11 protein-coding genes are annotated in these 16,096 nt (G+C 64.6%); 5 read left to right on the forward strand and 6 right to left on the reverse strand.

Annotated features, from left to right (window positions below; all coding sequences use genetic code 11):
* Positions 1-83: 83 nt before the first annotated feature.
* Positions 84-1,274, reverse strand: a complete 1,191-nt coding sequence (locus C4K40_RS09635; protein WP_053135919.1) for a benzoate/H(+) symporter BenE family transporter — start codon at positions 1,272-1,274, stop codon at positions 84-86.
* Positions 1,275-1,591: 317 nt separating this feature from the next.
* Here C4K40_RS09635 and C4K40_RS09640 point away from each other — a divergent pair, with 317 nt between their 5' ends.
* The 3 genes from C4K40_RS09640 (at position 1,592) to C4K40_RS09650 (ending at position 4,617) form a co-directional block, all read left to right on the forward strand.
* Positions 1,592-2,356 (forward strand): GntR family transcriptional regulator, encoded by a 765-nt coding sequence (locus C4K40_RS09640; RefSeq protein ID WP_022643289.1) that lies wholly within the window; start codon positions 1,592-1,594, stop codon positions 2,354-2,356.
* Positions 2,357-2,542: 186 nt separating this feature from the next.
* The gene (locus C4K40_RS09645; protein WP_053135922.1) at positions 2,543-3,517 is read left to right on the forward strand and encodes a LysR family transcriptional regulator; all 975 of its coding nucleotides are present in this window, start codon (positions 2,543-2,545) and stop codon (positions 3,515-3,517) included.
* Between the two features lie 266 nt (positions 3,518-3,783).
* Positions 3,784-4,617: a hypothetical protein gene (locus C4K40_RS09650; protein ID WP_053135925.1), complete on the forward strand. Its 834-nt coding sequence runs from the start codon at positions 3,784-3,786 to the stop codon at positions 4,615-4,617.
* A 74-nt stretch (positions 4,618-4,691) separates the two neighbouring features.
* On the opposite strand, the gene C4K40_RS09655 is transcribed toward C4K40_RS09650, so the two are convergent.
* From C4K40_RS09655 to xdhA, 5 genes are all read right to left on the reverse strand, one after another.
* Complete coding sequence (locus tag C4K40_RS09655; protein ID WP_022643292.1) at positions 4,692-5,159, reverse strand: SMI1/KNR4 family protein; 468 nt, start codon at positions 5,157-5,159, stop codon at positions 4,692-4,694.
* Positions 5,160-5,390: 231 nt separating this feature from the next.
* On the reverse strand, positions 5,391-6,695 hold the full coding sequence (gene guaD, locus C4K40_RS09660) for a guanine deaminase (protein WP_053135927.1): 1,305 nt from the start codon (positions 6,693-6,695) through the stop codon (positions 5,391-5,393).
* A 25-nt stretch (positions 6,696-6,720) separates the two neighbouring features.
* A complete protein-coding gene (gene xdhC / locus C4K40_RS09665) occupies positions 6,721-7,563 on the reverse strand; it encodes a xanthine dehydrogenase accessory protein XdhC (RefSeq protein ID WP_053135930.1) in 843 nt (280 codons plus the stop codon).
* Between the two features lie 114 nt (positions 7,564-7,677).
* Positions 7,678-10,077, reverse strand: a complete 2,400-nt coding sequence (gene xdhB, locus C4K40_RS09670) for a xanthine dehydrogenase molybdopterin binding subunit (protein WP_053135933.1) — start codon at positions 10,075-10,077, stop codon at positions 7,678-7,680.
* A complete protein-coding gene (gene xdhA, locus C4K40_RS09675; protein WP_022643297.1) occupies positions 10,070-11,524 on the reverse strand; it encodes a xanthine dehydrogenase small subunit in 1,455 nt (484 codons plus the stop codon). Before xdhA ends, xdhB begins: the two co-directional genes overlap by 8 nt.
* A gap of 312 nt (positions 11,525-11,836) precedes the next feature.
* Between xdhA and C4K40_RS09680 the strand changes: the two genes are divergently transcribed.
* Together C4K40_RS09680 and smc are read left to right on the forward strand one after the other, a co-directional pair.
* Positions 11,837-12,496, forward strand: coding sequence for a GntR family transcriptional regulator (locus tag C4K40_RS09680; protein ID WP_022643298.1), 660 nt, complete (start codon positions 11,837-11,839; stop codon positions 12,494-12,496).
* Between the two features lie 2 nt (positions 12,497-12,498).
* The gene (gene smc, locus C4K40_RS09685; RefSeq protein ID WP_053135936.1) at positions 12,499-15,987 is read left to right on the forward strand and encodes a chromosome segregation protein SMC; all 3,489 of its coding nucleotides are present in this window, start codon (positions 12,499-12,501) and stop codon (positions 15,985-15,987) included.
* Positions 15,988-16,096 lie beyond the last annotated feature (109 nt).

Raw genomic sequence — 16,096 nt, forward strand, 5'->3', positions numbered from 1 at the left:
TCCCTATCGATCATTGCTCCGGCCTCGGGCTTGTCCCGGGTTTTGTCGTGGGCGTCATTTGGCGCCCACGCCGGTTCCGGGTCTCAGGCGTTGCGCCAGTTGAGGATCAGCAGGGTCAGCACCCCGGCGACGATGCCCCAGAATGCCGAGCCCACCGAGAACAGCGTCAGCCCGGATGCGGTCACCATGAAGGTGATCAGCGCCGCTTCGCGCTCCTTGCTTTCGCTCATGGCGATGGTCAGGCCGTTGATGATGGAGCCGAACAGCGCCAGGGCGGCGATGGACAACACCAGCTCCTTGGGCAGAGCGGCGAACAGCGCGGCCAGGGTGGCGCCGAAGGTCCCGGCGATGCCGTAGAAGATCCCGCACCAGACCGCTGCGGTGTAGCGCTTGGCGTGGTCTTCATGGGCATGGGGGCCGGTGCAGATCGCCGCGCTGATGGCCGCAAGGTTGATGCCGTGGGAGCCGAAGGGCGCCATCAGCAACGAACCCAGGCCGGTGGCGGTGATCAGCGGCGAGGCTGGCACGTTGTAGCCATCGGCTCGCAGCACGGCGACCCCGGGCATGTTCTGCGAGGTCATGGCCACCACGAACAGCGGGATGCCGATGCTGATGGTGGCCGCCAGGGAGAAGTGCGGAGTGGTCCAGACCGGGGTCGCCACTTCTAGCTTGAAGCCGCTGAAATCCAGCAGCCCCATCATTCCAGAGAGCGCCGTGCCGATCAGCAGGGCCGCCAGCACCGCATAGCGCGGCGACAGGCGCTTGACCACCAGGTAGGTGAAGAACATGCCCAGCACCAGGGCGGTGCGATGCTGGGCGGCAACGAAGATCTCGCTGCCGATCTTGAACAGGATCCCGGCCAGCAGGGCCGCCGCCAGGGACGCCGGGATCTTTTTCACCAGGCGTTCGAAGCTACCGGTGAGGCCGCAGATGATGACCAGCACCGCGCAGGTGATGTAGGCGCCGATGGCTTCGCCGTAGGTCACGCCCCCCAGGCTGGTGATCAGCAGGGCGGCGCCCGGGGTCGACCAGGCGATGGTGATGGGGGTGCGGTAGCGCAGGGACAGGCCGATGCTGCATACCGCCATGCCGATGGACAGGGCCCAGATCCACGAGGAGATCTGGCCGTTGCTCAGGCCGGCGGCTTGTCCGGCCTGGAACATCAGCACCAGGGAGCTGGTGTAGCCGGTCATCATGGCGATGAAGCCGGCGACTATGGCTGAAGGCGAAGTGTCGGCCAGGGGGCGCAGTTGCGCGGGGTTGGCATCGGACATCATGGGGTTCCTTGTTCTTGAAAGACGCGATGGACCGCTCTTGTTCCTGGTGCGAGCCGCGAAGGAGGGCACTGCAATGCTGAAAGGTCCAGGGGCCAAGCCTAAACGTAAACGGCGCTTGCCGTTGCCATACAGCCGCGCCTGCAAACAGCCGTACAGTCAGGGGGCGCCAGCAGGGGGGCAAGTATACTTTTTACTGTTGCGTTCCAAGGGTTGTGTACAATGTGCACCTGTTTTAACGCGATACTTGCCAGCGCCCCACCGTGGCGTATTAAAGTCACGCTGACACCGCTGCAGTCCTCCCGACCCGAGTGCCCATGAACGAACAGTTGCAACCCCTGAAGAAACAACCGCGAGCAGGCAAGGCCGGACGCAGCGGAACCCAGGACGATATCGTCTACGCGCATATCTTCGAGGCCATTCTCGAACAGCGCCTGGCGCCCGGTACCAAATTGAGCGAAGAGGCGCTGGGGGAGATTTTCGGGGTCAGCCGTACCATCATCCGTCGCGCGCTCTCGCGCCTGGCCCATGAAGGCGTGGTGCTGCTGCGTCCCAACCGTGGGGCAGTGGTGGCCAGCCCGAGCGTCGAGGAAGCGCGCCAGGTGTTCCTCGCCCGGCGCCTGGTGGAGCGGGCCATCACCGAGCTGGCAGTGCAGCACGCCACCACCGAGCAGTTGCTGGAGCTGCGGCAGATGGTCAACGAGGAGCGCGACAGCTTCTCCCGTGGCGATCGCGGTGCCGGCATCCGTCTTTCCGGGGAATTCCACCTGAAGCTGGCGGAGGCGGCGAAAAATGCCCCGCTGATCAGCTTCCAGCGCAGCCTGGTATCCCAGACCTCGCTGATCATCGCCCAGTATGAAAGTGGCAACCGCTCCCATTGCTCCTACGACGAGCACACCCAGCTGATCGATGCCATCGAGGCGCGGGATGCCGAGCTGGCGGTGAACCTGATGATGCACCACATGGACCACATCGACAGCAAGCTCAATCTCGACGAGGAAAGTGCCTCGGACGACCTGCATGCGGTGTTCTCGCACCTGCTGCAGACGAAAAAACCGGGCCGCTCCAGCGCCAAGCTGTAGGACCTCGTCCCGCACGACCGATCCCCCGTTCCATGTTCCATGGGGCGGGGGATTTTTGTTTGGCGCCCCGAGCGCTGGGCAACTGCTGGATTGTTGTGGTTTTCTTGTTTAATTGTATACAGTTCTGTCGTCAACGCTCTCGGTCAGCCCGTGGCGGCCTTTCATCGTGCCCAAGGAGTCCAAGGCATGAGCGGCAGAACCCTGCGTATTCATTCTTGCGCGATCCATTATTTCGACATGGTCCGCCGTTGCCGCTCGATCCGCGAGGCTGCCCGGCGCTTGAATGTCGCCTCCTCGGCGGTGAACCGGCAGATCCTCAAGATCGAGGATGAAATCGGTACCTCGCTATTCGAGCGCGTGCCCGGCGGCCTGCGCCTGACCCTGGCCGGCGAGGCGTTGAGTCGGCATGTCAGCCTGGTACTGCAGGACCTGGAGCGAGTGCGCCTGGAGTTCGATGCGCTGCGCGGGCTTCAGAGCGGGCACGTGGAGATCGCCACGGTGGAGGGCGCCACCGTCGAACTGTTGCCGGCGGTACTCAAGCGCATGCGCGACCTCTATCCCCAGGTGACCATCGGTGTGACGGTCCAGGGCTCGCAGGCGATTCCCCAGGCGCTGACCAGCAATCGAGCGGACCTGGGGCTGGCGTTCGCCTTGCCCAGGGCGGCCGAGATCCGCCAATTGAGCGTCGGGCATTTTCGCCTGGGAGCGCTGGTCAGCCCCGGGCATCCCCTGGCCGATCGGGGAAGCGTGAATTTCGCCACCTGTGCCGAGCATGGCCTGATCCTGGCCAAGAGCGAGTTGTCGATCCATCACCTGCTGATGCCCCTGCACAAGCGTCTCGGCCTGCTGGACAAACCACCCCTGCAGAGCAACTCCATGGAGCTGGCGCGGCAGATGGTCCGCCACGGCCTGGGCGTGGCCTTCCAGACCCGGATCGGAGTCGAGGCGGACCTGGCCCAGGGCGCGCTGGTGCACATCCCCCTGAGCGACCAGGGCGGCATCTACAGCGACCTGGGGCTCTATGCCCGAAGCGGTCGCGAGCTGCCTGGCGCGGTGGAGGCACTGGCGCACCTGCTGGATGAAGAGATCGGTATTCGCCAGCGCGCCGAATGCACTGGCCGCCAGCCAGTGCTTAATGTCGATCAGTTAAGGAAATTGTAGGAGCGAGGCTTGCCCGCGATGGACTGCAGAGCGCCGCGTTTATCCAGTCAGCAAGCGCTAACGCTGACAGCCATCGCGAGCAATCGAGCGTCGACCGGCTGCTCCTGCAGGGGATCACCTCGCTTAACTGACCGGCATCAGGCCAGCGCTGCCGTTTTGGCAGCACGCCGGGCGATATTCTGTGCTTTGGCCCCTGCGGCGCTTGTGTCGATACTGCGCCGGTCGGCAGCCAGCGAAGCTGCCATCAGCCACAGGACATAATAAAAATGAAAAAGGCACTACAAGGCGCGACCCTGCTGATGACCTTGATCGGAGCGGGGCAAGCGACCGCCCTGGAATGGATGAGCAACAGCGTGGGCTTTCGCTATGGCAAGGAATTCACCAATCCCAACAACCCGCACTACATCAGCAAGCGTGTCTATAGCTTCACCCACGCCAGCGGCTATCAGTACGGCAGCAACTACCTGCACCTGGATGTGCTGCTCTCCGACAACGATGACCCGCGCAAGGGCACCAACAGGGGTAGCAGCGAAGTGTACGGCGTCTATCGTCACCAGCTCTTCGCCTCGCGGGTGCTGGATACGCCCCTGGGCACAGGCCTGGTCAAGGACTACGCGCTGACCCTGGGTTTCGACGCCAGCCGCAACAACAACCTGGGTTCGGCGAAGAAACGCGCCCTGGTGTTCGGCCCGACCCTGAAGTTCAACACCGTCGGCGTGCTCGACCTGAGCCTGCTGTACTACAAGGAAAACAACCATTCCGGCATCCCCGGGGCCAAGGATCCGGACCATACCTTCGACGATACCTACCTGCTCAACCTGGCCTGGATGAGGCCATTCGAGGTAGGCAGCCATGCGGCCAAGTTCCAGGGTTTCGTCAACTACATCGGGGAGAAGGGCCATGACTACAACGACCGTGACACGGCCCCGGAAACCCTGATGCGCACCTCGTTGATGTTCGCCGTGCTGCCGGGCAAGAACGTCAAGCCCAACCTCTACCTCGGGGTCGGCTACGAGTACTGGCACAACAAGTTCGGCGTGGATGGCGGCCGTGGTACCCGCACCTCGGCGCCAACCCTGAACCTGGAAGTGACCTTCTAGTCCGAGCACCCGTACCGGAGCCGGGCCCTCCCCAGGGCCCGGCCGCCATCGCCGATCAAGATCTCAACGCCGTTTCACTCGTCCTCATCCGGATCGGGCTTGAGGCCGGCCAGCAACGCCTCGAAGCTGGGGGCGAGAATCTCCGGCTCGCTACCGTCGTCGTGTCGCCACAGGCGCACCTCGGGCCCCAGGCTCGGGTCGATGATGAGCTGGTCGCCGCTGCCGTCCCCGGCGATGGCGATCACCTTCCTGCCCAGTTCCTCGCAAGGCCACTCGGAGGCCACGGCGATGCTGTAGCTGTCGTCCGGATCGCTTTCCAGGGCCAGGTAGTGGAAGGCCTCGATGGCGAAGGCGGCCTCGTCGTTCTCGAAGAAGTTCAGCGTGGGCGCGCCGCCATTGATCGTGCGCAGGAACTGCAGGTAGTCGGCGGGCAGGGCGACGCCCTGCCTGGCCTGGAATTCGGCGATCTCATCCAGGCTCGGGATGGGCCGTTCGATGACGCAGTTCTGGTAGTAGATGCCGAGTTCAGCTAGCTCTCTCATGTGCTTTCTTCCGGTTCGGGGGCGGCCTGCGGCGAAGCCCCTTGTTGCTCCATGGGGCCCGGGGCAGAGCAGCAGGGCCCGGGCGAAGGGGGCAGATGATACGCAGTGCGAGCCCATCCGCGTGAGCTCTTTGCCGATGGTCGGCGCGAGCCTGCGCAGCAGGTTGCGACTCCATGAAAAATCCCCCGGTCGAGCGGTATCGAGCGGGGGATCCTTGACGCCGGGGACCGATCAGCGCTGGTGCACTTGCTGGCCGGCGGCGTAGGTCTGCAGCACGGTGCGGTCGTCGCCCAGGGTCATCAGCACGAACAGGGTCTCGGCGATGCTCTTGGCCTGTTGCAGGCGGTACTCCAGCAGCGGCGTGGCCTTGTAGTCCAGGACCAGGAAGTCGGCGTCGGTGCCGGGGTGCAAGGTGCCGATCCGTTCTTCCAGACGCAGGGCCCGGGCGCCACCGAGGGTGGCCAGGTACAGGGATTTGAACGGGCTCAGGCGCGCGCCCTGCAACTGCATCACCTTGTAGGCCTCATTGAGGGTGTTGAGCAGGGAGAAGCTGGTGCCGGCGCCGATATCGGTGCCCAGGCCGACATTGAGCTTGTGCTTCTCGGCCATCGGCAGGTTGAACAGGCCGCTGCCGAGGAAGAAGTTCGAGGTCGGGCAGAAGGCCACCGCCGAACCGGTCTGCGCCAGGCGCGCGCACTCGTCGTCGCACAGGTGCACGCCATGGGCGAACACCGAGCGTTCGCCCAGCAACTGGTAATGGTCGTAGACGTCCAGGTAGCCCTTGCGCTCGGGGAACAGCTCCTTGACCCACTCGATTTCCTGCAGGTTCTCGCTGATGTGGGTCTGCATGTAGAGATCGGGATACTCCTTGAGCAACTGGCCGGCCAGGGTCAACTGCTGCGGGGTGCTGGTGGGGGCGAAGCGCGGGGTCACTGCGTAGTGCAGGCGACCTTTGCCATGCCAGCGCTCGATCAATGCCTTGCTGTCCTGGTAGCCGGACTCGGCGGTGTCGACCAGGTAGTCCGGGGCGTTGCGGTCCATCATCACCTTGCCGGCGATCATTCGCAGATCGAGCTTCTGCGCGGCGCTGAAGAAAGCATCCACCGACTGCGGGTGCACGCTGCCGAACACCAGGGCGGTGGTGGTGCCGTTGCGCAGCAGCTCCTTGATGAACACGTCGGCCACTTCGTCGGCGTGGGCCCGGTCGGCGAACTGGCTTTCGCAGGGGAAGGTGTAGGTATTGAGCCAGTCCAGCAGTTGTTCGCCATAGGCGCCGACCATGCCGGTCTGCGGCAGGTGGATATGGGTGTCGATGAAGCCTGGGGTGATCAGCGCGTCCGGGTAATGGTTCACCGGTACCTCGGCGGGCAGGCTCGCGAGCAGTTCGCTGGCATGGCCAAGGGCGCTGATCCGGCCGTTTTCCACCACCAGCAGGCCGTCCTCGAAGTACTCGTAGGAGGCTTCGATTCCGACCTCCGCCGGGTCGGCGATGCTGTGCAGGATGGCGGCACGGTAGGCTTTGCGAGTCTGGGACATGGTCATTCTCAAGTGTGTGGCTGTTTCAGTTCGAGGCCTGGCTGCGGCGCGAGACCGGCAGCAGCTGGGCAATGGGTTCGGCGATGACGCTGGGCTGGCCGAAATGGGCGTTGTAGGTGGCGATGATTTCACCGGCGATGGAGATGGCGATTTCCACGGGCAGCTTGCCCTTGACCTCGCCCAGCCCCATGGGGCAACGCATGCGTTGCACGGTGGCGGCGTCGAAGCCGCGATCGCGCAGGCGATGTTCGAACTTCACCCGCTTGGTCCTGGAGCCGATCAGGCCGAAATAGGTGAAATCGTTGCGCTTGAGCAGGGCGGCGGTCAACTCCAGGTCCAGCTGGTGATTATGGGTCATGACGATGCAATAGCTGCCTGGGGGCAGGTCATCGATCTCGTCCACCGGCTCCTCGCTGACGATCTTGCGCACCCCTTGGGGAATCTGTTCGGGGAATTCCTGCTCCCGCGAGTCGATCCAGCGCACCCGGCAGGGCAGCGCGGCGAGCAAGGGTACCAGGGCGCGGCCGACATGGCCGGCACCGAACACGGCAATTTGCGCCTGCACCTGGCCCATGGGCTCGAACAGCAGCACCGTGGCCCCGCCGCAGCACTGGCCGAGGCTGGCACCGAGGCTGAAGCGCTCCAGGTGGGTGGTTTGCCGGCCGCTGGCGAGCATCTGCCGGGCGATCTGCATGGCCTTGTATTCCAGGTGGCCGCCGCCGATGGTGTCGAAGGCCCGGCTGGCGCTGACCACCATCTTCGAACCGGCGTTGCGCGGGGTCGAGCCCAGCTCTTCGATGATGGTCACCAGCACGCAGGGTTCACCCTGGTTCTGCAGGTCGGCGAGGGCGCTGATCCAGTCGTACATGTTCACCTCGACATCGCTGTTGTGTGTTCGGGCCTCATCGCGGGCAAGCCTGGCTCTTCCAGGGAAATGCCATCCCGGCAGGAGCCAGGCTGCCCGCGACAGGCGCGCCTGGGTCTAGAGCGGAGCCAGCTCGGATTCGCTCTCTACGGCTTTCGCCACCTGCAGCTGGCGCATCTGTTCACAGCCCCAGAGCACCCGTTCCGGGGTCGCCGGGGCGTCGATCCGTGGCTGGTGCCGGTAGTCGCCAAGGCTGGCCACGGCGTCCTTGATGGCGCACCAGGCGGCGATGCCGAGCATGAACGGCGGTTCGCCCACCGCCTTGGAGTGGAACACCGTGTCTTCCGGGTTCTTGCGGTTTTCCACCAGCTTGACCCGCAAGTCCGCCGGCATGTCGGCCACTGCCGGGATCTTGTAGCTGGCCGGGCCATTGGTCATCAGCTTGCCCTTGGCGTTCCATACCAATTCCTCGGTGGTCAGCCAGCCCATGCCCTGGATGAAGCCGCCTTCCACCTGGCCGATGTCGATGGCCGGGTTCAGCGACGCGCCGACGTCATGCAGGATATCGGTGCGCAGCATCTTGTATTCGCCGGTCAGGGTATCGACGAGCACCTCGGCGCAGGCCGCGCCGAAGGCGAAGTAGTAGAACGGCCGGCCGCGGGCCTGGGCGCGGTCGTAGTAGATCTTCGGAGTCTTGTAGAAGCCGGTGCTGGACAGCGACACTTGGGCGAAATACGCCTGCTGGATCAGTTCCTCGAAGGTCAGGATCAGCTCGCGAACCCGCACGTGGCCGTTGTGGAACTCCACATCTTCCTCGCTGACCTGGTACTTGCGCGCGGCGAACTCCACCAGCCGGTCCTTGATGGTTTGCGCCGCGTTCTGCGCCGCCTTGCCGTTGAGGTCTGCGCCGCTGGAGGCCGCGGTCGGCGAGGTGTTGGGCACCTTGTCGGTATTGGTGGCGGTGATCTGCACCCGGCCGATATCGACCTGGAACACCTCGGCCACCACCTGGGCCACCTTGGTGTTCAGGCCCTGGCCCATCTCGGTGCCGCCATGGTTGAGGTGGATGCTGCCGTCGGTGTAGACGTGGACCAGCGCGCCGGCCTGGTTGAGGAAGCTGGCGGTGAAGGAGATGCCGAATTTCACCGGGGTCAGGGCCAGGCCTTTCTTCAGCACCGGGCTGTTGGCGTTGTACAGCCGGATGGCTTCGCGGCGCTCGGCATACTGGCTGCTGGCTTCCAGTTCGGCGGTCATTTCCTCGAGCATGTTGTGCTCGACGGTCTGGTAGTAGTGGGTGACGTTGCGCTCGGTCTTGCCGTAGTAGTTGGCCTTGCGCACGGCCAGCGGGTCCAGGTGCAGGTGACGGGCGATGGCATCCATCACTTCCTCGATGGCGACCATGCCCTGGGGGCCGCCGAAACCGCGATAGGCGGTGTTGGAGGCAGTGTTGGTCTTGCAGCGGTGGCCGTTGACCGTGGCGTCGCCCAGGTAGTACGAGTTGTCGGCGTGGAACATCGCCCGGTCGACGATGGACGCCGACAGGTCCGGCGAGCAGCCGCAGTTGCCCGCCAGCTCCAGCTGGATGCCGTGCAGCCGGCCGCTTTCGTCGAAGCCCACGTCGTATTCGATGTAGAACGGGTGGCGCTTGCCGGTCATCAGCATGTCCTCGACCCGGGGCAGGCGCATCTTGGTCGGCTGGCCGGTGAGGCGCGCGATCACCGCGCACAGGCAGGCGGGGCTGGCAGCCTGGGTTTCCTTGCCGCCGAAGCCGCCACCCATGCGGCGCATGTCCACCACGATCTTGTTCATCGAGACATCCAGCACCTCGGCCACCAGCTTCTGCACTTCAGTGGGGTTTTGGGTCGAGCAGTAGACGATCATGCCGCCGTCTTCGGTGGGCATCACCGAGGAGATCTGGGTCTCCAGGTAGAAGTGCTCCTGGCCGCCGATGTGCAGGGTGCCCTGGATGCGGTGCCTGGCGTTGGCCAGGGCGCTGGCCGAGTCGCCGCGCTGGTGGGTGTGGCTGTCGAGCACGAAGTGGCGCTTGCGCAGGGCCTCGACCACGTCCAGCACTGGTTCCAGGTCCTCGTACTCGATGATCGCGGCCATGGCGGCCTGGCGAGCGGTATCCAGGTCGCGGGCGGCCACCGCCAGCACCGGCTGGCCGACGTATTGCACGGTGTCGATGGCCAGCAACGGGTCGCCGGGCAGCAGCGGGCCGATGTCCTTGAGGCCGGGAATGTCCTCGTGGGTGATGACGATGCGCACCCCTTCGAAGGCATGGCAGGGGGTGGTGTCGATGCTGATGACCCGGGCGTGGGCACGGTCCGAGAGCCGGGCATAGACGTGCAGCTGGTTGGGGAATTCCAGGCGGTCGTCGATGTACACCGCTTCGCCGGACACATGTTTTTCGGCGCTGTCATGCTTGACGCTGCGACCGACGCCGGTGGTCAGGTCCTGGCGAAACAGGGCCGAGAGTTCGTCCTGGGTCTTTTCGACCTTGTGCTGGTTAGACATGAGCGGTCACCCGAGTCTCGATGTGCGGTGTGTGCAGTTCGATGAAGTACTTGCGCAGCAGGTTCTGCGCGCTCAGCAGGCGGTATTCCTTGCTCGCGCGAAAATCCGAGAGCGGCGTGAAGTCCTGGGCCAGGGCCGCGCAGGCCTGCTCGATGCTCGCCTGGGTCCAGTCGGCGCCGGTCAGGATCGCCTCGCAGTGCCTGGCGCGCTTGGGGGTTGCGGCCATGCCGCCGAAGGCGATGCGCGCCTCCTCGATCACGCCGTCGACTATCCGCAGGTTGAAGGCCGCGCAGACCGCGGAGATATCGTCGTCCAGGCGCTTGGACACCTTGTAGGCGCGGAACTGCCGCTCGGCGCTGGCGCGGGGCACGATGATCTTCTCGATGAACTCGCTGTCCTGGCGGGCGGTGACGCGGTAGTCGATGAAGTAATCCTCCAGGGCCAGGGTCCGGCGCACCTGGCCCTTGCACAGTACGATCTGCGCGCCCAGGGCGATCAGCAGCGGCGGCGAGTCGCCGATGGGCGAGGCGTTGCCGATGTTGCCGCCCAGGGTGCCCTGGTTGCGGATCTGCAGCGAGGCGAAGCGTTGCAGCAGTTCGCCGAAGTCCGGGTACTCGCCGCGCAGGGCGTCGTAGCAATCGGTGAGGGCGGTGGCCGCGCCGATCTCCAGGCGGTCCTCGAAGTGTTCGATGCGCTTGAGCTCGGCGATATTGCCGACGTAGATCATCACCGGCAGGGTGCGGTGGAACTGCGTTACCTCCAGTGCCAGGTCGGTGCCGCCGGCCAGCAGACGGGCCTGGGGATAGGCGTCGTAGAGGTCGGCCAGGTCGGCGACTGTCAGGGGCACCAGGCAGCGCTTGTCGCCGCTGTTGAGCTCGGCCGTGTCTTGCGGGGCGATGGCCTTGAGGCGGGCGATGGTCTCGGCCTGGCGGGCATCGAACTGGTCGCCGCGTTCATCAGCGCAGGCCTGTTCGGCGGCGGCGAGGATCGGCCGGTAGCCGGTGCAGCGGCACAGATTGCCGGCCAGTGCTTCGTGGGCCTTGTGGCTGTCGGGCTGGCTGCTGTTCTTCTGCAGGGCGAACAGCGACATGACGAAGCCCGGCGTGCAGAAGCCGCACTGCGAACCATGGCAGTCGACCATGGCCTGCTGCACGCTGTGCAACTGGCCCTGGTGCTTGAGGCCTTCGATGCTGATCAGCTGCTTGCCATGCAGGGAGGACACGAAGGTCAGGCACGAGTTGAGGCTGCGGTAGCGGATCGATTCGCCGCCCCGGGCATCGACTTGCAGCTCGCCGACCACCACGGTGCAGGCCCCGCAGTCACCGCTAGCACAGCCTTCCTTGGTGCCAGGCTTGCCCAGGTGTTCGCGCAGGTAGTCGAGCACGGTCAGGTTCGGGTCCAGGGTGTGCTCGCTGCGGAGCTCCTGGTTGAGTAGAAACTGGATCACGGAAGGCCTCGCAAACTCATTATTGTTGTTAAGCGACGTGGGCCGAATTTAGTCATGTCTGACTTTTCGGTCAATGATTTTCTGACTTCAAGGTCAGGAAATTTATTCGCCCAACAATTCAAGTATGACCAAGATCCTCGTGGCCGCAGGCGCGGGGCCGGGCGTCAGTCGACAACCATCGGTGCAGACCCGACCAATAGCCGTCTATGTGCGGGTTTCATGGCAAATTCCGCTGCCGTGGCACTCCGCGCCGAGGTATCAATTGCGCTACACTTCGCCGCTTGTGCCGATTAAAGATTCTGAAGGAAAACCATGACGTTCAAGGCGCCGGACAGTCTCGCCGAGCAAATTGCTCACCACCTCGCCGAACGTATCATTCGCGGGGATCTCAAGCCTGGGGAGCGCATTCAGGAACAGAAGGTCACCCTGGCTCTCAATGTCAGCCGCGGCTCGGTGCGCGAGGCCTTGCTGATCCTGGAGCGTCGCCACCTGATCGCCATCCTGCCGCGCCGTGGCGCCCACGTGACCGAGCTCACCGAGCACAAGGTCCGCAGCCTCTGCACCCTGATGAGCGAGATGTACATCCTGCTCGGCAATTCGGTAGCCAGCGGCTGGCAGCAGCAAAGCGACATGGCGCCGTTCCTGCAGATCCAGCAACGCCTGGAAAGTGCCTACCAGAGCCAGGACATCCGCGCCTTCGTCGAAGACAGCTTCAGCGTGATGCGCGCCGCCTATCCCTTCGCCAACAACCCGTACCTGCAGGAGACCGTCGAGAACCTGCACCCGGCCATGAGCCGCGCCTATTACCTGGCGCTGGACCAGCGCAAGGCGTCCATGAGCGAGTACCTGGAGTTGTTCGAGCAACTGCTGGCTGCCGTGCTGGCCCGTGACCTGGCGCAGATCCGCCGGGTACTGACCGCCTACGGCCAGCGCAGCAGCGACCTGGTGGTGTCTGCCCTGGCGGATGCATAAACGTGCGACTCAAGTGCATCAAGCTGGCGGGGTTCAAGTCCTTCGTCGATCCGACCACGGTCAACTTCCCCAGTAACATGGCGGCGGTGGTCGGGCCCAATGGCTGCGGCAAGTCGAACATCATCGACGCCGTACGCTGGGTGATGGGCGAAAGCTCGGCGAAGAACCTGCGTGGCGAATCGATGACCGACGTCATCTTCAACGGCTCCACCAGCCGCAAGCCGGTGAGCCAGGCGAGCATCGAACTGGTATTCGACAACTCCGATGGCACCCTGGTGGGCGAGTATGCCGCCTACGCCGAGATCTCGATCCGGCGCAAGGTCACCCGCGATAGCCAGAACAGCTATTTCCTCAACGGTGCCAAGTGCCGTCGCCGGGACATCACCGACATCTTCCTGGGCACCGGCCTCGGGCCGCGCAGCTACTCGATCATCGAGCAGGGCATGATCTCCAAGCTGATCGAGGCCAAGCCCGAGGACCTGCGCAATTTCATCGAGGAAGCCGCAGGCATTTCCAAGTACAAGGAGCGCCGGCGCGAGACGGAAAACCGCATCCGTCGCACCCATGAGAACCTGGCGCGCCTGACCGACCTGCGCGAGGAGCTGGAGCGCCAGCTCGAGCGCCTGCATCGCCAGGCCCAGGCCGCTGAGAAATACCAGGAATACAAGGCCGAGGAGCGTCAGCTCAAGGCGCAACTGTCGGCCTTGCGCTGGCAGGCGCTGAACGAGCAGGTGGGGCAGCGCGAGTCGGTGATCGGCAGCCAGGAGGTCAGCTTCGAGGCCCTGGTGGCCGAGCAGCGCAACGCCGATGCCGCCATCGAGCGCCTGCGCGACGGCCATCATGAGTTGTCCGAGCGCTTCAACCAGGTGCAGGGGCGTTTCTACTCGGTAGGTGGCGACATCGCCCGGGTCGAGCAGAGCATCCAGCACGGCCAGCAGCGCCTGCGTCAGTTACAGGACGATCTGAAAGAGGCCGAGCGCGCGCGCCTGGAGACCGAATCGCACCTGGGCCTCGACCGCACCTTGCTGGCGACCCTGGGCGAAGAGTTGGCGATGCTCGAGCCCGAGCAGGAGCTCACCAGCGCCGCTGCCGAGGAAGCCGCGGCGGCCCTGGAAGAGTCCGAGGCCACCATGCATGGCTGGCAGGAGCAGTGGGACGCCTTCAACCTCAGTTCCGCCGAGCCAAGGCGCCAGGCGGAAGTGCAGCAGTCACGCATCCAGCAGTTGGAGGCCAGCCTGGAGCGCCTGGCCGAGCGCCAGCGACGCCTGGGCGAAGAGCGCGAGCAACTGACCGCCGATCCGGAAGACGCGGCCATGCTCGAGCTCAATGAACAACTGGCCGCCAGCGAGGCCACCCTGGAGGACTTGCAAGCCAGCGAGGAGTCCCAGGTCGAGCGCCTGGAACAACTGCGCCAGCAGTTGCAGCAGGCGACCCAGGCCCAGCAGCAAGCCCAGGGCGAGTTGCAGCGGCTCAACGGTCGCCTGGCGTCCCTGGAGGCCCTGCAGCAAGCGGCCCTGGACCCGGACACCGGTACCGCCCAATGGCTGCGTGAGCAGCAACTGGCCGAGCGCCCGCGCCTGGCCGATGACCTGCAGGTGGAGGCCGGCTGGGAGCTGGCGGTGGAAACCGTGTTGGGTGCCGACCTGCAGGCAGTGCTGGTGGAGGATTTCACCGGTATCGACCTGGGTGGGTTCGAGCAGGGCGACCTGCGCTTGTTGAGCCTGCCGGGAGAGGCTTCATCCTTGCCCGGCAGCTTGCTGGACAAGGTGCAGTCCCAGGTCGACCTGGCGCCCTGGTTGGGCCAGGTCAAGCCGGTGGACAGTCTCGAGCAGGCCTTGGCCTTGCGTGGCCAGCTGGCGGTGGGGCAGAGCCTGATCAGCCGCGACGGTTATTGGGTCGGTCGGCATTTCTTGCGGGTGCGCCGCGCCAGCGACGCGCAGAGCGGGGTGTTGGCCCGGGGCCAGGAAATCCAGCAACTGATACTCGAGCGCGACGAGCGTGAAGCCAGTGTCGAGGACCTGGAAAGCCAGTTGCTCAACCTGCGGGCCCAGCAGCGCCAGCAGGAAAACGGGCGTGAGCATCTGCGCCGGCTATTGCAGGACGAGGCTCGCCAGCAGGGTGAGTTGAAAGCCCTGTTGTCCGCTGGCAAAGCCAAGGCCGAGCAGTTGCATCTGCGCCGCAGCCGCCTCGACGAGGAGCTGCTGGAGCTGGCTGAGCAGCGCGAACTGGAGCATGAGCAGATCGGCGAGGCGCGCCTGCAACTGCAGGATGCGCTGGATGGCATGGCCTTGGACACCGAGCAGCGCGAGTCGCTGCTGGCCCAGCGCGACAGCTTGCGTGAGCGTCTCGACCGGGTGCGCCAGGAGGCCCGCCAGCACAAGGACCATGCCCATCAGTTGGCGGTGCGCATGGGCTCGCTCAAGGCCCAGCACGACTCCACGCGCCAGGCCCTGGAGCGCCTGGAGATGCAGTCCGAGCGCCTGACCGAGAAGCGCGAACAGTTGAGCCTCAACCTGGAGGAGGGCGAGGCGCCCCTGGAAGAGTTGCGCCTCAAGCTCGAAGAGTTGCTGGAGCGGCGCATGAGCGTGGATGTCGAGCTCAAGGCCGCGCAGATCGCCATGGAAGACGCCGACCGTGAATTGCGTGAAGCCGAGAAGCGTCGCAGCCAGGCCGAGCAGCAGTCGCAGTTGATCCGCGGGCAGCTCGAGCAGCAACGGATGGAGTGGCAGGCGCTGAGCGTGCGGCGCAAGGCGCTGCAGGAGCAGTTGCTGGCCGATGGTTATGACTTGGATGGGGTCCTGGCGACCCTGGCGGCGGATGCCAGCGAGCCGGCCGCGGAAGAGGAACTGGAGCGGATTGCGGCGCGGATCCAGCGCCTGGGGGCGATCAACCTCGCGGCGATCGACGAATACCGCCAGCAGTCCGAGCGCAAGCGCTACCTGGATGCCCAGGATGCCGACCTGGTACAGGCCCTGGAAACCCTGGAAAACGTGATCCGCAAGATCGACAAGGAAACCCGGAATCGTTTCAAGGACACTTTCGACCAGATCAATGGTGGCCTACAGGCATTGTTTCCAAAAGTTTTCGGTGGCGGCAGCGCTTATTTGGAACTGACGGGCGAAGATCTACTCGATACAGGGGTGACGATCATGGCGCGCCCTCCGGGGAAGAAGAACAGCACCATTCATTTGCTCTCCGGTGGAGAAAAGGCACTGACCGCACTGGCCCTGGTATTCGCCATCTTCAAGTTGAATCCGGCACCTTTCTGCATGCTCGACGAAGTTGACGCACCGCTGGATGACGCTAACGTTGGACGCTATGCAAAGCTGGTCAAGGAGATGTCGCAAACGGTGCAGTTCATCTATATCACCCACAATAAGATCGCCATGGAAATGGCCGATCAATTGATGGGGGTGACGATGCACGAGCCCGGTTGTTCGCGCCTGGTGGCCGTGGACGTCGAAGAGGCCATGGCGATGGTGGACGCTTGAACCAGCGGGGTTGAGGGGGCTGTCGGGGGCAGCGCAGGAGGTTTTTCGCCATTGTCGAGCCAGCCAGGCGACATATTGGCCATAAGCGTTGCGACAGACGGTGTAAAGT

The organism is Pseudomonas sp. CMR5c, from assembly GCF_003850545.1.
Classification (GTDB): Bacteria; Pseudomonadota; Gammaproteobacteria; order Pseudomonadales; family Pseudomonadaceae; genus Aquipseudomonas; species Aquipseudomonas piscis.